17 protein-coding genes are annotated in these 20,623 nt (G+C 47.5%); 9 read left to right on the top strand and 8 right to left on the bottom strand.

Annotation, left to right across the window (positions count from 1 at the left end; translation table 11 throughout):
• Positions 1-153 precede the first annotated feature (153 nt).
• On the top strand, positions 154-2,169 hold the full coding sequence (gene rep, locus MHM93_RS06490) for a DNA helicase Rep (RefSeq protein WP_239448426.1): 2,016 nt from the start codon (positions 154-156) through the stop codon (positions 2,167-2,169).
• Here rep and MHM93_RS06485 read toward each other — a convergent pair.
• From MHM93_RS06485 to elbB, 3 genes are all read right to left on the bottom strand, one after another.
• Complete coding sequence (locus tag MHM93_RS06485; RefSeq protein WP_239448425.1) at positions 2,156-4,720, bottom strand: diguanylate cyclase; 2,565 nt, start codon at positions 4,718-4,720, stop codon at positions 2,156-2,158. The two genes, rep and MHM93_RS06485, sit on opposite strands and share 14 nt — an antisense overlap.
• A gap of 135 nt (positions 4,721-4,855) precedes the next feature.
• On the bottom strand, positions 4,856-5,248 hold the full coding sequence (locus MHM93_RS06480; protein ID WP_022946626.1) for a cytochrome c5 family protein: 393 nt from the start codon (positions 5,246-5,248) through the stop codon (positions 4,856-4,858).
• Positions 5,249-5,414: 166 nt separating this feature from the next.
• Entirely contained in the window at positions 5,415-6,065 is a 651-nt protein-coding gene (gene elbB / locus MHM93_RS06475) for an isoprenoid biosynthesis glyoxalase ElbB (RefSeq protein ID WP_239448424.1), read from the bottom strand.
• Positions 6,066-6,556: 491 nt separating this feature from the next.
• Between elbB and polA the strand changes: the two genes are divergently transcribed.
• From polA to MHM93_RS06460, 3 genes are all read left to right on the top strand, one after another.
• Positions 6,557-9,289 carry a DNA polymerase I gene (polA, locus tag MHM93_RS06470; protein ID WP_239448423.1) on the top strand — a complete coding sequence of 911 codons (2,733 nt, stop codon included), beginning with the start codon at positions 6,557-6,559 and terminating at the stop codon, positions 9,287-9,289.
• A 430-nt stretch (positions 9,290-9,719) separates the two neighbouring features.
• Complete coding sequence (locus MHM93_RS06465; protein ID WP_239448422.1) at positions 9,720-10,304, top strand: YceI family protein; 585 nt, start codon at positions 9,720-9,722, stop codon at positions 10,302-10,304.
• Entirely contained in the window at positions 10,294-10,839 is a 546-nt protein-coding gene (locus MHM93_RS06460) for a DUF1285 domain-containing protein (protein ID WP_239448421.1), read from the top strand. The genes MHM93_RS06465 and MHM93_RS06460 overlap by 11 nt, the downstream gene beginning before the upstream one ends.
• Here the strand turns inward: MHM93_RS06460 and yihA are convergent.
• Positions 10,803-11,450: a ribosome biogenesis GTP-binding protein YihA/YsxC gene (gene yihA, locus MHM93_RS06455; protein WP_022946631.1), complete on the bottom strand. Its 648-nt coding sequence runs from the start codon at positions 11,448-11,450 to the stop codon at positions 10,803-10,805. The two genes, MHM93_RS06460 and yihA, sit on opposite strands and share 37 nt — an antisense overlap.
• A 255-nt stretch (positions 11,451-11,705) precedes the next feature.
• Between yihA and MHM93_RS06450 the strand changes: the two genes are divergently transcribed.
• The 4 genes from MHM93_RS06450 to MHM93_RS06435 all read left to right on the top strand — a co-directional run bounded on the left by MHM93_RS06450 (position 11,706) and on the right by MHM93_RS06435 (position 14,640).
• Positions 11,706-12,338 (top strand): c-type cytochrome, encoded by a 633-nt coding sequence (locus MHM93_RS06450; RefSeq protein ID WP_022946632.1) that lies wholly within the window; start codon positions 11,706-11,708, stop codon positions 12,336-12,338.
• A 573-nt stretch (positions 12,339-12,911) separates the two neighbouring features.
• The gene (locus tag MHM93_RS06445) at positions 12,912-13,565 is read left to right on the top strand and encodes a class I SAM-dependent methyltransferase (RefSeq protein WP_239448420.1); all 654 of its coding nucleotides are present in this window, start codon (positions 12,912-12,914) and stop codon (positions 13,563-13,565) included.
• Between the two features lie 2 nt (positions 13,566-13,567).
• A complete protein-coding gene (gene yihI, locus MHM93_RS06440; protein WP_138549109.1) occupies positions 13,568-14,143 on the top strand; it encodes a Der GTPase-activating protein YihI in 576 nt (191 codons plus the stop codon).
• Complete coding sequence (locus MHM93_RS06435; RefSeq protein ID WP_022946635.1) at positions 14,140-14,640, top strand: DUF2489 domain-containing protein; 501 nt, start codon at positions 14,140-14,142, stop codon at positions 14,638-14,640. Before yihI ends, MHM93_RS06435 begins: the two co-directional genes overlap by 4 nt.
• Before the next feature lie 35 nt (positions 14,641-14,675).
• On the opposite strand, the gene hemN is transcribed toward MHM93_RS06435, so the two are convergent.
• Both hemN and MHM93_RS06425 read right to left on the bottom strand, forming a co-directional pair.
• A complete protein-coding gene (gene hemN / locus MHM93_RS06430; RefSeq protein ID WP_239448419.1) occupies positions 14,676-16,046 on the bottom strand; it encodes an oxygen-independent coproporphyrinogen III oxidase in 1,371 nt (456 codons plus the stop codon).
• 83 nt (positions 16,047-16,129) lie between these two features.
• Complete coding sequence (locus MHM93_RS06425) at positions 16,130-16,552, bottom strand: BLUF domain-containing protein (protein ID WP_239448418.1); 423 nt, start codon at positions 16,550-16,552, stop codon at positions 16,130-16,132.
• A gap of 69 nt (positions 16,553-16,621) precedes the next feature.
• Between MHM93_RS06425 and MHM93_RS06420 the strand changes: the two genes are divergently transcribed.
• The gene (locus MHM93_RS06420) at positions 16,622-17,383 is read left to right on the top strand and encodes an NAD-dependent epimerase/dehydratase family protein (protein ID WP_239448417.1); all 762 of its coding nucleotides are present in this window, start codon (positions 16,622-16,624) and stop codon (positions 17,381-17,383) included.
• Here the strand turns inward: MHM93_RS06420 and hutH are convergent.
• Both hutH and hutU read right to left on the bottom strand, forming a co-directional pair.
• A complete protein-coding gene (gene hutH, locus MHM93_RS06415) occupies positions 17,380-18,909 on the bottom strand; it encodes a histidine ammonia-lyase (RefSeq protein ID WP_239448416.1) in 1,530 nt (509 codons plus the stop codon). The two genes, MHM93_RS06420 and hutH, sit on opposite strands and share 4 nt — an antisense overlap.
• Positions 18,902-20,590 carry a urocanate hydratase gene (gene hutU / locus MHM93_RS06410; RefSeq protein WP_239448415.1) on the bottom strand — a complete coding sequence of 563 codons (1,689 nt, stop codon included), beginning with the start codon at positions 20,588-20,590 and terminating at the stop codon, positions 18,902-18,904. The genes hutH and hutU overlap by 8 nt, the downstream gene beginning before the upstream one ends.
• Between the last annotated feature and the right edge of the window lie 33 nt (positions 20,591-20,623).

The following is a 20,623-nucleotide window of genomic DNA, read 5'->3' as shown; positions in this document are numbered from 1 at the left end:
GGGCAGCGTTTATATACGCTGTATCTAACCCAAGTCACAATATAGTTTGCGTTAGTGCATACTTATTTATTTGTCACGGCCCTGATATCGCGGCTGTATCACTTGCGCTAATAAGATAAAATACGTAGCCCACGGATACTCAGATTAGGTTTTATGAAGCTCAACCCTCAACAAAACGAAGCAGTGAAATACATTAGCGGGCCTTGTCTCGTCCTCGCTGGTGCGGGCTCTGGTAAAACCCGCGTGATCACTAATAAGATAGCTTATTTGGTTCAGAAGTGTGAGTACCGGGCCCGTAACATCGCGGCGGTTACCTTCACCAACAAGGCTGCCAAGGAAATGCGTGAGCGCGTTGCGCAAACTTTAGGTAAGCAAGAGGCCAAAGGGCTGTGGGTATCCACCTTTCATACCCTCGGCTTAGAGATAATTAAAAAAGAGTTGAAAACCTTAGGTTTCAAAGCAGGCTTTTCACTCTTTGACGACCAAGATACGAATCAGCTTCTCAATGAGCTGACCGCAGACGAGCTCGATGGTGACAAAGACTTACTTAAGTTGTTGAAAATGCAAATCAGCGACTGGAAAAACGAGCTGATCTTGCCACAACAGGCAATTGCGGCTGCTCGAGAGCAGCAAAAAGCCCTTTTTGCACAACTTTATGCCCTCTATCAAACCCAGTTGCGTGCTTACAATGCGCTCGACTTTGACGATCTGATTATGATCCCGACGTTATTGCTCAATAGCCATGCCGAGGTGCGTGAGCGTTGGCAAAACCGCTTTCGTTATATGCTGGTGGATGAATATCAAGATACCAATACCAGCCAATACCAATTGGTCAAGCTATTGGTCGGACAGCGGGCGCGCTTTACTGTCGTAGGTGATGATGACCAATCTATTTATTCGTGGCGCGGGGCAAAGCCACAAAACCTCGTACAATTGAGTAAAGACTACCCACATCTGCGTCTTATCAAGCTAGAGCAAAATTACCGTAGTGCTGGACGCATTCTTAAGGCGGCTAATATTCTCATCGCCAATAATCCGCATGTTTTTGATAAAAAACTGTTTAGTGAGCTGGGCTTTGGTGATCAGATTAAAGTCATTGGTACTCGCGATGAGGAGCACGAAGCCGAGCGTGTGGTAGCAGAGATTATTTCCCATAAGTTTACCAAGCGCACAAGCTACCGCGACTACGCTATTTTGTATCGCGGTAATCACCAAGCGCGGGTGTTTGAAAAGGCGCTGATGAGTAACCGTATACCCTATAAAATCAGTGGTGGAATGTCCTTCTTTGCGCGCGCTGAGATCAAAGACATGATGGCTTACCTGCGATTGCTGGTAAACCAAGATGACGATAATGCGTTCTTGCGCATCGTAAACACTCCCAAGCGTGAAATTGGTCCTATGACCTTGGAGAAGCTGGGTTCGTTGGCGAATGACAAGCACATTAGCTTATTTGCTGCATGTTTTGAGCCCGAGCTTGCACAGCGTTTACAAGGGCGAGGGTTTAACGCGTTAATGGGGTTTGCTCGGTGGGTCGTGGAGTTAGCCGATAACTGCCAACGTAGTGACACCCTTGAGGCGGTGAAAGATTTAGTGCGACAAATTAATTATGAAGCCTATTTATATGAGACTTCGACTAGCGCTAAAGCCGCTGAGATGCGCATGAAGAATGTCTCTGAGTTATATCGTTGGATCACCGACATGCTCACTGGTGATGCTGACAATCCACCCCTTACCCTACCTGAGGTGGTAATGAAGCTCACCCTGCGCGATATGATGGAGCGCAATGAAGAGGAAGATGACAGTGATGCAGTGCAACTACTGACACTGCATGCCTCTAAGGGCTTGGAGTATCCTTATGTATTTATGGTAGGTATGGAAGAGGGGCTCTTGCCACACCAAACCAGTATTGACGAGGACAATGTTGAAGAGGAGCGTCGCTTGGCCTATGTGGGGATCACCCGAGCGCAACAAGAGTTAGTGATGACGTATGCCAAAAGCCGTCGTCAATTTGGTGAAACCATAACCCCAGAAATTAGCCGTTTTGTGGAGGAACTCCCGCAGCAAGATTTGGCTTTCGAAGCACGAAAAGCACCACAAAATCAGCAACAACGCATGGAGCAAGGGCAGGCCCGAGTGGCTAATTTAAGGGCCATGCTTAAGAAGGAATAGCGTGCAGTGGTTGTTGCTCGGCAATGGCGTGTTGCTGACCAATAAAGTGATGTACACCGTGATGCTCAAGCAACGAGCGATAATTAAGAATACAGGGCCCTTTAGCGATCACCATACAGTCATTTAGTTGTGTGACTGCCAACACGCCTTGCAGCATATGATCGTAACGTGGGTCCTGTAATACTCGACGGCTAAAGGTGGCATTGAGTAATACACAGAAGTAGGGCAGCTGGGTCAGTAAGCTTAGCTCGCAGCGATCTTTACCAAACTCATTGAGCCCAATATGCAACCCCTGCTGGTAGAGCTTGTCTAAATTTCTCATTTGGTTAGCGCTACAAAAGCGCAGCTCGGCTTCACTGAACAACAGGCAGAGTTTATCTTTATTCGTCAGTTGACCGACCCAATGACTAAGCCCCTCAAAGTGTTTATCATCCAGCAACAAACTTGAGCAATTGAGTAAACTCATAATTTCGCTTTGGTGTTGATTAAAGCCATATTTGAGCAGTTTGAGCTCCACCTTAGCGAGCTCGTAATTATCACTGGCAAAACGCTTAAGTTGCTCAAAACTGGTACTCCCGAGCACCGGGTGCTCGCCATAAGCATCAAGTAATTGCGCGTGAGGTTGCTGCTGGTCGAAGTTTACGATGTCGCTAGCACGAAAATGGGTGTGTAAATCCATTAGATGATGACGTTGATGTGGCTCTTGCTGATCGTTGCCATAGCCTAGCAGTGGGTGATAAAACTCAAAGCGGCCTTTGCCAGTTTGTTTGGCATAATACATGGCGGCATCGGCATCACGAATGATTTCATCGGTATGGCTGTAGTCGCGCTTGCTGTAAGTAATGCCAATACTGGCACCGCTTTGAATACAAACCCCTTGGTTGCAGAAGGGTTGCTGCATCACTGCAATAATGCGCTTGGCAACATCTTCGGCTTGTTGACGCTCGTTGAGTTGGGTGAGCAGAATGACAAATTCGTCGCCACCAAGGCGGGCGATCAAATCATGATCGCGAATACATTGCTTAAGCTTATCCGCCACTTCAATGAGGAATTGGTCGCCACACTGATGACCCAGCTTATCATTGATATCTTTAAACTTATCTAGGTCGATGAACAATACGGCAAAGTCTTTTTCAGGAAAGCGCTGATATTGCCCCAATGTGCGCTCAAGCTGAGATAAGAACAAACTGCGATTAGGTAACCCTGTTAGGGAGTCATGATGAGCATCATGATAAAGCTGCTGCTCTATTTTACGGCGCTCATCAATTTGTAGTTGTAAATGTAAGTTGGCTTGACGTAGCTCCCGCGTTTTTTCGGCCACACGTAACTCTAATTCTTGGTGACTCTGTCGCAGCGCTTGCTGCGATAAATGGTTTTGCAGCACGTTGGCAATTTGGTTGGAGACGTAAGCGATGAGCTCAACATCTTCTTGCACGAAGTCGTACTTGTTGTTGTATGCCTGGCAAACAATGAGTCCAATCACTCCTTGCGCTGTTTTTAGGGGAGCTCCTAGCCAGCTAGTACAGCGACAGCTTGGGTCTAATTTACCTTGGCGCTCAATGATGCCCTCGGCAATCAACTGCTCGCTGCGAGCCCTATCTATTAATTGGCACTGCTTGGATGTTAGTACTAACTCACTAAAGCCTTTTGCAAAGGGTCGCGGACCAAAGTCTTCGCTGCACTCATCGACGGCGTAAGGGAAGGTAAGCCAATTATTGTCTTTATCATACAGCGCAATATAAAGGTTTTCCGCATAGGTGATGGACTTCATGATCTGGTGAACATGGTAGTAGACATCATCAATATTGATCGACTGGCTCGCCAGTTCCGATATTTGGAATAACGTTTGCTGTCGTTCTAAAGCTTTTTTACGTTGGCTAATTTCGTCATTAAGCGCTTGGTTGCTAAGCGTTAATGCTTGAGTACGTTGCTTTACTTGGCTTTCAAGTAATTCGCGCTTTTTTACCCGCTCAATGGCCGTTGCTAGATACAGCGCGATGACCTCAAAAAGCTCAATTTGCTCTTGGCTATAGCCTTGCTTGGCATCATAGCTTTGCGACACCATGACACCAATCACATCGGTATCTTGATAAATAGGCACACCAAGCCAATGTTCGGCTTGCGCCCCTAAAATTTTGAACTTGCCTTGTTGCTGCGCCGCCGTCATGGTTTCACGTGTGAAGTAAGCGGTTGCCCGTGAACGAAATACGTAGCCAGTCACACCTTGCTCAAAATGCTGATCGGTGACTAGGGGAGTTTGTATTCCGTCTTTCTGATCAACGAAGTAGGAGAGCTCCAGTAGCCCTGTATCTGGGTTACGCAGGACCACATAAAAATTTTTACTCGGTACGTAATCGGCTAGCAGACGTTGAATTGCAGGGTAAAAAGAGCACAGCTCAGGAATGGTACTGGCTTGTTCTGACAGTAAAATAAGGGCATGTTGGAGGTGGTGTTGCTGCTTGTATTTTTGCAGCAACGCCTTCAGGCGTTTATTCTTTTTCTGGAGCTTATTGAGCTCCTGCGGGGACCACTCATCCACTGAACGTGCCATTTGTTATTTTTGTTTATTTATTAACCGCCAAATATTCCATCTTTTTTGGTTCAGGTCAAGGAGTATCGACCTCTATACTAGGAACGAAAAAGGGAGGCTATTGCCTCCCTTTTTTAACTCTTTAACAAGTCGTTGTTACTGCTTAACCATAAAGTCGATAGCAGCTTGGATTTCCTCATCCGAACAATCCATACAAGTACCGCGCGGAGGCATTGCATTGAAACCATTAATCGCGTGATCAAGCAATGTATCCATGCCTTTTGCTAGGCGAGGTTCCCAGTCAGCTGCTGTTTTTGGAGCGCCGAGTGCACCTGAACCATGACATGCGAAACAGGCCGCTTGATATACTTGTTCGCCACTGCGAGGGCCGCTTGGCGCCGCATCGGCAGCAGCAGTTTCACCGGCAAGGTAAACATCACCAACAGGTTGCAGGCGCTTTTTGATAGCTTCCTCGGTGAGTGAGTTGTCGTAAGGTTGCGCGTAAACAGCAGTGGATAACAGTAACAGTGCAGCTGATAGTTTCTTCATGTTTCTTTGCTCATTCGGGTGCTAACGGTCTATACGACCTGGTGACGAAATATCGGCAAATTATAACCGCAGCGAGCGATTTATAAAATGCCTAGATTTCATTAATGCGTTAAAAAGTAGCCATTTTATGCGCTAGCGCAAAATATTGTCGCCGTTGCACATCGCGTTAAACCCAGCTCAACAGCTTATTCACGGCTTTTTCGATACCGCTGGCTGCCTCTTTGACGGAACCCGCAAGCATGTATGCAGGCGTGGAAACGACCTTCGCTTTTTCATCAGCGACGATGTCATCCACGGCACAGTCCACATGCTCGGCGCCGAGTGCATTCATCGCCGAGGCAGTATCGTTGTCGTTACCTATGGTCGCTTTTGTGCCTTGTGGGTAGATGTGCGCAATCATTGCTGGCGCGATACACAAATAAGCCGCTGACTTGCCTTGTTCGGCAAAGCTTTTACAGACCCGCTCTACCTCTGAATTTAATGAGCTATCTGCACCTTTTAGAGCGAAGTCGCATAAATTTTTTGCGGCGCCAAAGCCTCCGGGCAAAATAAGGGCGTCGTAGTCGCTAACATTAAGCTCTTTGAGATCAAGAATCTCCCCTCGGGCAATACGCGCCGCTTCTTCCAATACATTGCGCGTTTGCTGCTGCTCTTCCCCAGTTAAGTGATTAATCACATGGTGCTGGTCTATATTGGGGGCAAAACATTGATACTGCGCGCCCGCTTGCTCAAGATAAAGTAAAGTCAGTACTGATTCATGAATTTCGGCGCCATCAAAGACCCCACAGCCACTTAAAATTATCGCCACATTCGCCATTGTTTTGCTCCTTGATCAGATGAAAGATAATATTCTCTGCCCTAGTAAGGTAACGATCCTAGGTAGCTCCCGTCAACGCTGATTTATGCTCAGCTCTCATGCCACTAAGAGAAAAAAGTTATAAAGGATCACTAGGATCTTTGATCCTTTATGCTAGAATGCGTAGCTGGTTATCGAAAAGGACGTTGTACACGCATTCTTAACGCCTCTTAGAAAGCCACTTTCCACATCGGATAAATAAAATAAAAAAGAAAACCGAATTACGCAGTCTTTTCTTTTTCTAACTAAAACAATGAGTTGCAAGCCTATCTGGATTCGAAAAATGAACCTGGAGGGTAAGTCATGGTTTTTATCTACAAAGTTATCCACAGGTTTTTAGTTCATTACTTTTACTCTATTTACAGCGCTTAACAGCAATTGCAACTCGTTTTCTTAAGCGCCTTATGGCATCCTTGCGTTATTAAAAAACTGACATGTTTGAGTGTTGAAAAATGGCGCAGATCGCAGAAAATCCGCTTATCCTCGTTGATGGTTCCTCTTATTTATTCCGTGCATATCATGCGCCACCACACCTAACTAATTCTAAAGGGGAAGCTACGGGGGCTATTTATGGCGTAGTCAACATGCTGAAAAGCCTAGTCAAGCAGTATGACCCTACGCACATGGTGGTGATTTTTGATGCCAAAGGGAAAACCTTTCGCAACGATATGTACAGTGAGTACAAGGCTAATCGCCCACCGATGCCGGATGACTTACGTACTCAGATAGAGCCGTTGCATAATATTATTCGTGCGATGGGTTTTCCTTTGATTAGTATTGAAGGTGTCGAAGCGGATGATGTTATCGGCACCTATGCACGTATTGCCAGTGAGCAGCAGCGTCACGTTTTGATATCCACAGGCGATAAAGATATGGCGCAGTTGGTCAACGAACACGTGACCTTGATCAACACCATGACAGGCAGTATTTCCGATCCCGATAGTGTAAAAGAAAAGTTCGGCGTGGGGCCCGATCGTATCATCGATTATTTAGCCTTGATGGGTGATAAAGTCGACAATATCCCAGGTGTAGAGGGGTGTGGTCCTAAAACCGCAGTTAAGTGGCTCGACAAGTACGGCTCTCTCGATGCAGTGATTGCCCATGCCGATGAAGTCAAGGGCAAAATAGGCGACAAACTGCGCAATGCCGTGGAGCACCTGCCACTGAGCTATGAATTAGCAACGATCAAGCTTGATGTTGAACTCGACAGCGATTTGGAGCAGCTAAAACTGCAGCAACCTGATACCGATGCCCTGATTGAGCTCTATGGTGAGTGTGAGTTCCGTCGTTGGTTGGCTGAAGTGCTGGATAAAGGCAGCAACACCGACACTCATCTTGATGCCCCCACCGATACTCAAGAAGTGCCAACCCGTGATGCTCATTACGAAACGATTTTAACCGAGCAGCAGCTGGATACTTGGGTGGAAAAGCTTAATCAGGCTGAGCTCATAGCCTTTGATACCGAAACCACAAGCGTGAACTACATGGAAGCGCAGCTAGTCGGTATGAGTTTTGCCGTGACTATAGGTGAGGCTGCTTATCTGCCGCTTACCCATGACTACCCTGGAGCACCTGAGCAACTGCCTCTTGACCTTGTATTGGAAAAAATTGGGCCGATTTTGGCCGACGCTAACAAGGCGAAAGTAGGACAAAACCTTAAATACGATAAAAGTGTGTTAGCCAATGCTGGTATCGAGTTTAATGGTATTGCCTTCGATACCATGCTCGAGTCCTATGTGTTTAACAGTGTGGGTACTCGCCATGACATGGATTCCCTCGCATTGAAATATCTGGGCCATAAAACCATTAGCTTTGAGGATATTGCTGGCAAGGGTAAAAAGCAGCTGACTTTCAATCAGATTGAGTTAGAAAAGGCGGCTCCTTATGCTGCCGAAGATGCTGATATTACCCTGCGTTTGCACCAGCATTTGTGGCCAAAAGTTGAGGCGGATAGCAGTTTAAAAACCGTGTTTAGCGATATAGAACTGCCTTTGGTTAATGTGCTCTCTGATATTGAGCGTACTGGCGTTGCTATTGATTCAACGATGCTGGCAAAGCACTCGCAGCGCCTTGGTGAGCGTTTGCAGGAGCTGGAAAAAGAAGCCTTCGACATAGCTGGCGAGGAGTTTAATCTAGGCTCGCCAAAACAGCTACAGGCGATTTTGTTTGAGAAGCTAGAACTGCCGGTGATCAAAAAGACTCCTAAGGGAGCTCCTTCAACCGCAGAAGAAGTCTTGCAAGAGTTGGCGCATGATTATCCACTGCCCAAAGTCATTATTGAGCACCGAGGGCTGGCTAAACTGAAGTCAACTTACACCGACAAGCTACCGCTGATGGTGAACGAGAAAACTCAACGTGTGCACACTTCTTATCATCAAGCGGTGACCGCCACCGGACGTTTAAGCTCGACCGATCCTAACTTGCAGAATATTCCTATTCGTTCAGAAGAAGGTCGCCGTATCCGTGAGGCTTTTGTTGCCGCCTCTGGCTATAAAATTGTCGCTGCCGACTACAGTCAGATAGAGCTGCGCATCATGGCTCATCTTTCACAGGATAAGGGCCTGCTCAGTGCCTTCGCTGACGGCTTAGATGTGCACAGTGCCACTGCCAGCGAGGTTTTCTCTGTACCATTGGAGGAAGTGACCAGTGATATGCGCCGTAAAGCTAAAGCCGTTAATTTTGGTTTGATTTATGGTATGTCGGCATTTGGCCTCTCGCGGCAACTTGATATTCCGCGTCATGAGGCTCAGCATTATATGGATAAATACTTCGAGCGTTTCCCTGGCGTTTTAGAATATATGGAACGCACTCGGGAAGGGGCCGCTGATAAAGGCTATGTCGAAACGCTATTTGGTCGCCGTTTACATTTACCGGAGATCAATGCTCGTAATGGAGCGCGGCGTAAGGCAGCAGAGCGGGCCGCAATTAATGCACCGATGCAGGGAACTGCTGCGGATATTATCAAAAAAGCGATGATCACCGTACACCAATGGGTGCAACAACAACCCGAGGGTACGGTCAAACTATTGATGCAGGTACACGATGAGCTGGTGTTTGAAATCGCTGAGCAACATGTAGATGCCTATACCAAAGAAATCTGCAATCTTATGGCCAAAGCCGCTAGCTTAGATGTGCCGTTAATCGCCGAGGCGGATAGCGGAGATAATTGGCAGCAGGCACACTAGGACCAAGCAGCTTGAGTACTTTGTGCTCAAGCTGAACTTAGTTAAAACCCTGTAAAAGAGTATAAGAAATAGTTTTATTTGGTTTATATAGGATTAAATAAGCGCTGTTACGCGCGCTTTGCGTTTATTTCTTGATATTGATTTGCTACAGTCCGCGCGTCCTCATCCTGTAGGACATCCTGTTGATGATGTGCCACTCGCTTTGCGATGGTACAGCGTATTGATAGCTTCTCCCCAGATTGCTATACCGGCTTACCGTTTTGGTAGGCCGGCTTTTTCTACTCCTTTGCTGTTATGTTTTTATTCTCTTTCCTAGCATTTTGCTGGCTGATCCTTTACTCATTTTCTTAAGTATCCTTGAGTAGTTAGTTCACCTGTAGATAGTTTATTGCTAGCATGGTGATAATCATTCTTATCGAAGGAAAGCGTAATGTTTAATAGTTTTGTTCGTACTTTAATGTATGGTGCGCTGCTTGTAGGCAGTACCAGTGCATTAGCTGCGTGGCAGGTAGATAATAATCACAGCCGCGTAAATTTTGTCTCAGTAAAGAATAACGCTATTGCGGAGAACCACTTCTTCAAAGACGTTTCAGGCAGCGTTGATGAGAGCGGCATGTTTAAGCTAGCGATCGATCTCAACAGTGTTGAGACGCAGATCCCGATTCGCAACGAGCGCATGCAGAAATTTCTTTTTAACACCGTCGAGTTTCCCGCGATGGAAGTTACTGCGAATGTCAGTGAATTAATCGCACAAGCGAAAGATACCGGCGTGGCTCAAGGAAATGTTCAAGCACAGCTGGCGTTACACGGTAAAACTAAAGCTCAGCAAATAGCTGTGAGCGTGGTGGCAAGTCGTGCCGATGACCTGGTGGTTAGTTCTATGATGCCAGTGTTAGTAAGTCCTGCTGACTTTGCGTTGCAACCGGGGATCGACAAGCTGAAGTCATTAGCCGGGTTAGACTCTATAACTCGCGCCGTTCCTGTCTCTTTTGTACTGACCCTAAATGAGCAGTAATGAGCAAGCGCTAGCGGCTCTGTCGCAGCAACTTGAGGGGCAAATTGCGCCTTTAGATCAATGGTCGCCGCAGCAATGCGGCACCATTGACATTCACATTACTGCAGATGGTCGTTGGTTCCATCACGGCACTGAAATTAAACGTGCTCGTTTAGTTAAGTTGTTTGCTTCGGTGTTATGGCGTGAGCAAGGGCAGTACTACCTAAAAACCCCTGTTGAACAGATGGCTATCAGGGTGGACGATGCGCCGCTATTAATTGTCGATTGGCGTCTAGCTACAGCGCAAAACGCAGCGCATTCAGCGGTTATTTGTATCGATAATATTGGCCGTGAATTTGTGCTCGGCGCACAGCATCCGCTGCTTATACATGCCGATCCGCAAGGGCAGAAGCTGCCTTATTTGCAGCTGCCTTATGGGGTGCAAGCGAAATTAGCGCGTACGGTGTATTATGCGTGGGCCGAGCAGCTCGCTCAGCCCCAGGGTGAGGAGTTTATAATCTATTCGGCAGGAGAGTCGTTTTCACTCGGCGGCTGAGTGACAACAGGCCCTAAAAACCACTCATCTAGCTGCTTTCTTAACTCATTCAAGCCGGTACCTTTAAGCGACGAGAATGCGTGTACGGTGATGTTGTCTGCTACCTCAGCAAGCTCGCGGCGCACCTTTAGCACCTCAGACTTACGTTTGCCTTGCTTGAACTTATCAGCCTTAGTCAGTAGCGCCAACACAGGAATGTCGCTGGAGCTGGCCCACTCGATAAGTTGACGGTCGAGATCTTTTAGGGGATGACGTATGTCCATCAACACTACTAAGCCTTTTAGACTCTCGCGTTTTTGTAAATACTCACCTAAAGAGCGTTGCCATTTTAGTTTCATCTCCATTGGCACTTTGGCAAAACCATATCCAGGTAAGTCAATTAGCCGCTGATCCTCTTGCAGCGCAAAAGTATTGATCAATTGTGTGCGTCCAGGCGTTTTACTAGTACGAGCGAGTTTTTGTTCGGTCAGCGTATTTAGTGAACTGGATTTACCGGCATTGGAGCGCCCTGCAAACGCGATCTCAATACCTGTGTCCTCCGGTAATTTACTGATATCCGGGGCACTTGTTATAAACTTAGCTTGCGTATAATCAACGCGGGATTTGGCCACATGAACTCCTCAGTGAGGCACCAAAATTAGATTAACCGCTAGTTTATATCAGAAAGCGGCTAAGCTAAAGGTGCAAGCAATGGGTCAGGAAAGCTCGGCAAAACTATGCGCTGAGACAAATTTTCCTTAAAACCCCGCATTTTATAAGCTTAATGTGGGCAGAAAACGTGCCAGAGAAATTTTTATCGTGTAGAATAGAGCCATTGCATCGAAAAGATTGTAAACGAATACAGGGTCCGAAACAGAGAATTTACCATGAAGAAATTAGCACTATCCTTAACTATGTTAGTTGGTGTGTTGAGTGCAAACAACGCAGCAGCATTTGATGGCGACGCCAGCGCAGGTAAAGACAAATCGGCGACATGTGCTGCGTGTCATGGCGCTGATGGTAACGCGCCTGTCACCATGTACCCTAAGATCGCAGGTCAGCACGCTGAGTATCTATATAAGCAGCTTAAAGAATTTAAATTAGGCATGACCTCTGGGGGCGAAGAAGGTCGCGCGGATCCAGTCATGGGTGGCATGGCAATGCCTTTGAGCGATCAAGATATGAAAGACTTGTCTGCTTATTTTGCCTCGCTCAATATGTCTGAGGGCACAACCCCTGAAGATGTTGTCGAGCAGGGCGAAATGCTTTACAAAGCAGGTGACGCTGAACGTGGAATTCCTGCTTGTGCTGCGTGCCATGGTCCTCGTGGTAATGGTACATCTTTAGCTGGATTCCCAAAAATCTCGTTCCAGCATGCGGAATACCTTAAGGCACAGCTAGAGAAATTCCGTGATGGTGCACGTGCAAATGACCACAATGGAATGATGCGTGACATCGCTAAGAAATTGACTGATGAAGATATCGAGGTCTTATCAAAGTACCTAGGTGGTTTACACTAATATTCAGCCTCGTCCAAATGGATGAGGTTTTGAAAAGTGACTAAGAAAGCAGCATTAGCTGCTTTTTTTGTGCATGTTAATTAAGTTGACGATATCTCCACCTGCTTGTGAGACATTGACCATATGTGAATGTAATCTATTGCTCATTTTAAATCACTAAATAAACCTTAACTTAATGAAATTAAAAAATTTACCTATTTTGGTACAACAACAAAACTACAAAAAATAGTTAAACCAGTTGTAACTAAGTTATGAATCAGTAAATTAGTTGCTGTCGCAACAAACAATAACAACAGGGAAATTCGTAACGGAATCGCGGCAAGTTTGTGCGCTAGGGGAGCATCGAAAGATGCACAACCAAGGAAGAATAACAAAGAGTTAGGAAGACCGAGAAAAATAAAACACCACACGGAAGATAATAAAAACAATACGGAAAGTGATAACAAAAATAATAAAATAAGACTTAAAATCAAGTCGAAGGGAGAAGTGTCCAAATTCATTTTGGCGCTCGAGTTGCGAGGCGGTAGAGGTTAGCTCTACCGCCTTTTTATTTGTCCTGTTACAATAGTCGCTATGAAAGCGAATACCTGCCCGCTGTGTCAAAGCTCAAACCCAAATCACTACTACCGCGACAAAGTACGCGACTACTGGCAATGCCAGCGTTGTGCATTGGTGTTTGTGGCGGCATGCCAATACGTAACGGCAGCACAAGAGAAGGCTATCTATGATCATCATGAGAATGACCTTGATGACCCAGGGTACCGTCGCTTCCTAAGCAGGGTCTTTAATCCGTTGCAGCAACGTTTAGTTGCTCGAAGTAAAGGCTTAGATTTTGGCTGTGGGCCAGCGCCCTTACTCGCTACTATGTTGCAAGAGCAAGAACATACAGTGGCATTGTATGATCTCTATTACTACCCTGATCAATGTGTGCTTAATGATCGTTATGACTTTATATGCAGCACCGAAGTAATAGAGCATTTGGCCGAGCCTCATATTGTCCTTGGACAATGGTACGAATTATTACGCCCAGGGGGCACTTTGGCTTTGATGACCAAGTTAGTTATCAATGCTGATCGTTTTGCCACCTGGCACTATAAAAATGATCCAACACACATTGCCTTTTATAGCAAAGATACCTTTGCTTATATCGCCGAGCAGTTTGGATTTAATGTGGAATTTATTGCGGCTGATGTGATCTTCTTAACACGGCCGCGCGATAGAGATTAACTATGACGAGAAAGAAAAAGTCCCGCAAGGTCATCAATAACGGCACTGCGCGTTTAAGTAAAGATAAGCTCAGAGAGCTTCGAGCGATGAAAGAGCAGCGCAGCAAGAAAAAGAAAAAAGGAGCCGAGCCTGGTAACCGTAATTCACAACTTTTAAAAGTTGAGGGTAGCGAGAGCAGTGAGAGCGGCAAAACAGATAAGCGGGTGGGCAGCAAAAAGCCTGTGAGCTTAACACCACAGGCGCCTAAACAGAGCAAGCCTGAGTCTAAGCCTCGGCGCAATCTTCAACCACAAGCGACTCTGCGCCAAGCGCATGAGCCAGAATTGAGTCCGCAACAAGAGTTGGCACAGATTGAAGCGGATGAACGCCTGTTAGCGCTTATTGAGCGCCACGATCAGGGCGAAGTTTTAACAGGTAAAGACGCCAAGTATTTTAATGCCAAAGTCGCACGTCATGAACAACTATGCGAGATACTGGGTATCGATGATGAAGACTTTGCGGATGACGAAGATCTGCTTGATAGTTATATGAATGACTCGTTGGCGGATGAGTGGCTAGACGAAGAGGATAAAAAATGAATTCCATGTGGATCATTGCCATCGTAATTGGGGCGCTGATCATTGCTGGGTTGGCTTTTTACGCAGGGCGCTTGATTTGGCAAGTGAAGGAGCAAAATCAGGCGATTGCAGCTAAACGAGCGGAGCTCGCCGAAAAGCGCTTAGCCCGTAATGCAAAATTGAGTGATAGTATCCACCTGCTCGCGAAAGCGATGAAAGAAGGTCAATGTGAATACTCGGAAGGGTGTTTACGAGTGTGGGTACTTATGAGTCAGTACAGCTTCGATCAAGAGCGCGACTTGCAGGCGCACTATCCGGGTGTCTATGCCATGTACGATGCGGTCAAGGACTTACCTACTCACGAGGCGCGTAAAAAATATTCGAAGAAGGAAATATTCAAGCAAGACAGTGCGCGCTGGCGTAAAGAAAAAGAGTTGGAAGCGGATATTCTTGAGGATGCAGAAAAAATCCTCAGTGAATTTACCGCTGACCCCAACAGTAAGCATGTGTTTATGTAAGAAAAGCCGCTGTACAGCGGCTTTTCTTATCGCTTCTATATTACTCGAGAAAAGCGTTGTTGGTTGAGTTTTTGTTGTAAGTATTGATCAAAACACATACAGATAATGCGAATGAAGAGAATGCCTTTTGCAGTTACGCGAATATGCTGCCCACTAACGCTAAGCATGTCATCGTTAATAAACCCCTGTAACTGCGCCAACTCGTTGGCAAAGTGCGCTTTAAAGTTTATATCGTATTGATTTGAGAATGCGTCCATATCTAGCTCAAAGTGGCAAATAAGCTGCTTTATTACCGCCGCGCGAATATGGTCTTCATCGTTGAGTGTCAGTGCTTTACAGGCACTCAGAGTATGGTGTTCTAACGCTTGGTAATACAGCTTCAACTCTTTGTGGTTTTGAATGATGTGATTGCCCAGTTGCGAAATGGCGGACACGCCTAAACCCAGTAGGGGAAGGTCGCCGCCGAGAGTGTATCCTTGAAAGTTCCGGTGCAGATGACCTTGACGCTGAGCGACAGCCAGTTCATCGTCCGGCTTGGCAAAGTGGTCCATACCAATGAATTGGTAGCCAGCCGTGAGCATGGCGGAGAGGGTTTCTTTAAACATCGTCAGCTTGGCTTGGGCGCTGGGCAAATCGGCGTCTTTAATTTTGCGCTGCGCGGCAAAACGCTCTGGCAGATGGGCATAATTAAATACCGAGACGCGATCCGGGCCAATATCAATCAGTCTGGCAATCGAGCGCGCAAAGGAAGCCGTTGATTGTTTCGGTAATCCGTAGATCATATCAACATTGACCGAGGTAAAGCCCACCGCTTGCGCGCGACGAACCAGTTGTTCTACATCCTGTGCGCACTGTGGTCGATTAACGGCGTTTTGTACCTCATCATTGAAGTCTTGAACACCAAATGAAATACGATTAAAACCGAGCGTCTTAAGCTCATCGATGCGCTCTAGCGGCAAAGCGCGGGGATCAACTTCAATGCTGCGCTCACTGTCGCTGGCAATATTAAAGTGCTCATTAATGAGAGTCATTAAGCGGTGCATTTGTGCGCTATCTAAAAATGTTGGCGTGCCGCCGCCCAAGTGCAGCTGTTTAACTTTTAAGTGGCGGCTATGCTCACTTAATAGCGCCATTTCCTGGCCTAGATAATCTAGGTATAAATCCGCTTTATGTTGGTGGCGGGTGACAATTTTATTGCAGCCGCAGTAATAGCAAAGTTGGTGGCAGAAGGGGATATGAATATACAACGATAATTCATCGCCCTGACACTGCTGTAGTGCGTTTATCAGCGTATTGCCATCGGCCCCATCGGTTAATTGCAAAGCCGTAGGATAAGAGGTATATCTCGGGCCAGAAACGTTGTATTTGTTTATTAGCTCATTGTGCCATTGTACTTGTGCTATCACGACGCTCTCTCACACAGGTGGAAGTGCGGCTAGTTTACTTAACATGCACAGCGGTGCTTTGATCTACAGCAATTGAGCGTGAACTATTCCAAAGTCGGGGTATTGCGTGCCAGTTCAGCCAATAGTGCATGGGCACTATCGCCGGTCATTTCATACGGGTTAAAGTCGCTTTTGCCGCTAAAGCGCATGGTGGTCTCGCGAATAATGCTTGAAGCGGGAATATAGCCCATGCTCCAACGGCCAAAATTACGTTCAGTGATCTCACCATAGCTCAGCAGCAGTATATCCTGATGCCGTGTATCGCCCAGTATGCGCTGGTACAAAGCATTTACTCTGGCTCTTGAGCCTTCTAAACACTGTAAAAAGTATTCATGGTTGAAACAGAGTAATCCTGATACATCGTTACTTCGGTTGTTGCCTCGCGAGTGCTCTAAAATTTGTGCCACATCGTCAGTGCTGAGAGAATCACTGACACGGGAAGCGTAAACTAAACGAACTAAAAACATAGCAAGTTGAATTCCTTGGTGTTGTACTGTGCAAAGTGTAGATGGCGCTGAGTTAATTTGGGAGAAAATATGACAAAAAAAATCGTGATTATCGGAGCCGGTTGGCTTGGTGAAGCGCTGGCACAGCGCTGTTTATCGTCAGGGTGGCAGGTACAAGCAACGCACCGTCGTCGTGGTGAGCAAAGTCACGAACGTCAATTTGTTATTAACGAGCGTGGTGAACTTGAGCATGACCTCGATTTAACTGATGCATTTTGGCTATGTGCAATGACTCCGGGGAGTCGAAATCCTAATAGCAACTACCTACAAAGCCTTGAGGCGGCGCTGGCGCTCTATCAAGCATTGCAAGGTCGAGGGTTCGTGTTGTGCTCAAGCTCGGGTATCTACCCTCAACAGAGTGGCGACTACAAAGAAAGCAGTGAATTGACGCTAAGCAGTGAACGCCAGCAGCGTTTGTTTGCAGCCGAACAGCGCGTGTTAGAACAGGGTGGCCGGGCATTGCGTCTAGGGGGCCTTATAGGGCCGAAGCGCGAACCGGGGCGTTTTGTTAGTGGTAAAGCGCTATCATCACATGGCGATGATGTGGTGAACATGGTGCACCGTGACGATGTGATTGACGGCATTTTGCAGCTACTGTCGCACTATGAGCAAACGCAAAGCGTTTACAATTTGGTTCATCCACAGCACCCTACGAAACAGCAATATTACCGTGATCACTGTCAGCGTTTGGGCAATGAGCCTCCGACCTTTACCAGTCAGAGGCCCATTAAACGGCGTATCGATGGGAGCGCCATCGAACAATTAGGGTTTAGTTATCAGCAACCTATTTAGGCCGACGGTAACACCCCGTCAATCAGAGCACATAGCGCGCGCTCTTTGAGTAATTGATTAGCGCGCTCAATATCGGGGGCGAAGTATCGGTCCTTGTCATAGTAAGCGACGCGTTCTCGCAAAGTGGCCTTGGCTTGCTCAACACTAGCTGCGGCTTTTAGCGGAGCGCGAAAATCAAGCCCCTGCGCACTAGCTAGATACTCTACTGCGAGTACACCGCGAGAATTCTCGGCCATATCTTGCAGTCGTCGCGCGGCAAAGGTGGCCATCGACACATGGTCTTCTTGGTTGGCCGAGGTAGGTAGACTATCGACCGATGCTGGGTGAGCTAAGGATTTATTCTCCGAGGCCAAGGCTGCAGCGGTGACTTGAGCTATCATAAAACCCGAATTCACGCCGCCGTTTTCCACCAAAAATGGCGGCAATTTAGATAAGTTCGAATCTATGAGTAGGGCGATACGGCGCTCGGACAGCGCGCTGATTTCGCTGATCGCTAAGGCGAGGTTGTCTGCCGCCATGGCGATGGGCTCGGCATGAAAGTTGCCCCCGGAAATGATTTCACCTTGCTCGGCAAAGACCAGTGGGTTATCTGTGACGCCATTGGCCTCGACGAGAATGACTTCACTGGCTTGGCGAATTTGCGTTAAGCACGCCCCTAGTACTTGTGGTTGGCAACGTAAGCAGTAAGGGTCTTGCACTTTTTCACAGTCGATATGGGCACGGCTAATGGCAGACTCTTTATCTAGCAGTTGCCGAAAAACTTGGGCGCTGTCGATTTGCCCTTGTTGGCCTCGGGCGAGATGGATACGCTCATCAAAAGGTGCCCGTGAGCCCATCGCCGCCTCAATGCTCATGGCGCCGATAACCGCACTTTGTGCCCATAAATCCTCGCCCTGAAATAGTCCCTCTAAGGCTAATGCCGTCGACGCTTGAGTGCCGTTGAGCAGCGCCAAACCTTCTTTCGCGGCAAGGGTGATGGGGGTCAGGTTAGCTTTGGCGAAGGCTTGCGCTGCTGGCAAGATATCACCTTGATAGCGCACTTCTCCTTCGCCTAATAGCGGTAGGCACATATGTGCTAATGGCGCTAAGTCTCCAGATGCGCCCACTGAGCCCTTAATGGGAATGCACGGGTAAATACCAGCATTAACTTGGGCAATTAAGAGATCGATAACGCATTGTCGCACGCCGGAAAAACCGCGTGATAACGAGTTGATTTTCAATAACATCATCAAGCGGACAGTACTATCTTGCATCAACTCACCAATACCGGCGGCATGTGAGAGCACAATAGAGCGCTGCAGCAGTTCTAATTCCGGTTCAGCAATTTTGGTGTTCGCAAGTAAGCCAAAGCCAGTATTAATGCCATAAACGGTTCGCTTATCCTTGATCACTTGTTGCACACAGGCGGCGCTTGCGGCGATAGCGCTCAAAGCACTCTCATCTAAGGTGATGTGGATAGGTTGTTGCTGCGCTTGACGCAAAGTCGGTAAATCGAGCTGACCGGGGTGCAGATGAACATTAATCATGGCGTTGCTCCTTATTGACCATAGGTAAATCTAAGCCTTGCTCAGCAGCACAGTCTATGGCGATATCGTAGCCGGCATCAGCATGGCGCATCACTCCGGTAGCGGGGTCGTTCCACAGCACTTTCCCCAGTTTGTCGTGTGCTTCATCGCTGCCATCGGCAACAATGACCACCCCAGCATGTTGGCTAAAGCCCATGCCTACGCCACCACCGTGGTGTAGTGACACCCAAGTGGCGCCGCCAGCGGTGTTCAGTAACGCGTTTAATAACGGCCAATCCGATACCGCATCTGAGCCATCGCGCATTGCTTCTGTTTCTCGGTTAGGGCTTGCAACTGAGCCAGAATCAAGGTGATCGCGGCCAATGACAACCGGGGCTTTTAGTTCACCGTTTTTAACCATAGTGTTAAAGGCTTGCGCTAAGCGGGCGCGATCTTTGAGCCCTACCCAACAAATACGAGCCGGTAGACCTTGGAATTGAATGCGCTCTCGGGCCATATCAAGCCAATTATGCAGATGCGGGTCACCGGCAATAAGCTCTTTCACCTTGGCATCGGTTTTATAAATGTCTTCTGGGTCGCCCGATAAAGCCACCCAGCGAAAGGGGCCAATACCTTGGCAAAAGAGTGGGCGAATATAAGCAGGCACAAAACCAGGGAAATCGAAGGCGTTATTAACGCCCATATCTTGTGCCATTTGGCGAATATTGTTGCCATAGTCTGTGGCAGCGGCGCCTGCGTGTTGCATGGCGAGCATGGCACGTACCTGCACCGCCATGGATTGCTTCGCTTCGCGTACCACCCGCTCTGGGTCTTGCTGGCGCAGCTCATGAGCTTGCTCCAGAGTCCACCCCTGTGGCAAATAGCCATTTAATGGATCATGGGCAGAGGTTTGGTCGGTGACCACATCGGGTGTAACTTGACGCTCAACCAGCTCGCTGTAGACATCGGCGGCGTTACCTAGTAACCCCACTGAGATTGCTTCACCTTGAGCGCAGGCGCTGTTAATCATTGCTAAGGCTTCGTCTAAGCTACTGGCTTGTTTATCCAGGTAACGGGTTTTTAGGCGAAACTCAATTCGGCTTGGGTCACACTCAACCACTAAGGCACTAAAGCCTGCCATGGTTGCTGCTAACGGCTGGGCCCCGCCCATGCCTCCTAGGCCGCCGGTGAGAATCCAACGGCCCTTCGCTTGACCTTCAAAGTGCTGTTTAGCCATTGCCACAAAGGTCTCATAAGTTCCTTGCACTATGCCCTGAGAGCCAATATAAATCCATGAGCCGGCAGTCATTTGTCCGTACATCATCAGACCTTGTTTATCGAGCTCGTTAAAGTGCTCCCAATTAGCCCAATGAGGCACCAAATTTGAATTTGCGATGAGCACTCGAGGAGCATTGCTGTGGGTGGTAAAAACGCCAACAGGTTTTCCTGATTGCACCAATAAGGTTTGGTCATCCTCAAGGCGGTCTAGGGTGCGAATGATCTCATCAAAACAAGGCCAGTCACGAGCTGCGCGGCCTATCCCGCCGTACACAACCAGTGCTTCAGGGTGCTCGGCAACCTCTGGGTCGAGGTTATTCATTAGCATGCGTTTAGCAGCTTCAGTTTGCCAGCTTTTAGCGGCGATTTTATCACCGTGCGGGGCGCGAATAACGCGGCTATTATCTAATCTGTGTGTTGTCATAATGTCACCTGTTGATAGGTTGTATATACAATT

The sequence above is a fragment of the Pseudoalteromonas sp. MM17-2 genome, assembly GCF_022347945.1.
Taxonomy (GTDB): Bacteria; Pseudomonadota; Gammaproteobacteria; order Enterobacterales; family Alteromonadaceae; genus Pseudoalteromonas; species Pseudoalteromonas ruthenica.
The sequence above is the reverse complement of the archived record's forward strand: the minus strand, read 5'-3'. Positions and strand labels throughout refer to the sequence as shown.

What these genes read in the sequence shown, in the direction of transcription:
- rep (WP_239448426.1), top strand. Translation starts at nt 154, where the DNA reads ATGAAGCTCAACCCTCAACAAAACGAAGCAGTGAAATACATTAGCGGG.
- MHM93_RS06485 (WP_239448425.1), bottom strand. Translation starts at nt 4,720, where the DNA reads ATGGCACGTTCAGTGGATGAGTGGTCCCCGCAGGAGCTCAATAAGCTC.
- MHM93_RS06480 (WP_022946626.1), bottom strand. Translation starts at nt 5,248, where the DNA reads ATGAAGAAACTATCAGCTGCACTGTTACTGTTATCCACTGCTGTTTAC.
- elbB (WP_239448424.1), bottom strand. Translation starts at nt 6,065, where the DNA reads ATGGCGAATGTGGCGATAATTTTAAGTGGCTGTGGGGTCTTTGATGGC.
- polA (WP_239448423.1), top strand. Translation starts at nt 6,557, where the DNA reads ATGGCGCAGATCGCAGAAAATCCGCTTATCCTCGTTGATGGTTCCTCT.
- MHM93_RS06465 (WP_239448422.1), top strand. Translation starts at nt 9,720, where the DNA reads ATGTTTAATAGTTTTGTTCGTACTTTAATGTATGGTGCGCTGCTTGTA.
- MHM93_RS06460 (WP_239448421.1), top strand. Translation starts at nt 10,294, where the DNA reads ATGAGCAGTAATGAGCAAGCGCTAGCGGCTCTGTCGCAGCAACTTGAG.
- MHM93_RS06450 (WP_022946632.1), top strand. Translation starts at nt 11,706, where the DNA reads ATGAAGAAATTAGCACTATCCTTAACTATGTTAGTTGGTGTGTTGAGT.
- MHM93_RS06445 (WP_239448420.1), top strand. Translation starts at nt 12,912, where the DNA reads ATGAAAGCGAATACCTGCCCGCTGTGTCAAAGCTCAAACCCAAATCAC.
- yihI (WP_138549109.1), top strand. Translation starts at nt 13,568, where the DNA reads ATGACGAGAAAGAAAAAGTCCCGCAAGGTCATCAATAACGGCACTGCG.
- MHM93_RS06435 (WP_022946635.1), top strand. Translation starts at nt 14,140, where the DNA reads ATGAATTCCATGTGGATCATTGCCATCGTAATTGGGGCGCTGATCATT.
- MHM93_RS06425 (WP_239448418.1), bottom strand. Translation starts at nt 16,552, where the DNA reads ATGTTTTTAGTTCGTTTAGTTTACGCTTCCCGTGTCAGTGATTCTCTC.
- MHM93_RS06420 (WP_239448417.1), top strand. Translation starts at nt 16,622, where the DNA reads ATGACAAAAAAAATCGTGATTATCGGAGCCGGTTGGCTTGGTGAAGCG.
- hutH (WP_239448416.1), bottom strand. Translation starts at nt 18,909, where the DNA reads ATGATTAATGTTCATCTGCACCCCGGTCAGCTCGATTTACCGACTTTG.
- hutU (WP_239448415.1), bottom strand. Translation starts at nt 20,590, where the DNA reads ATGACAACACACAGATTAGATAATAGCCGCGTTATTCGCGCCCCGCAC.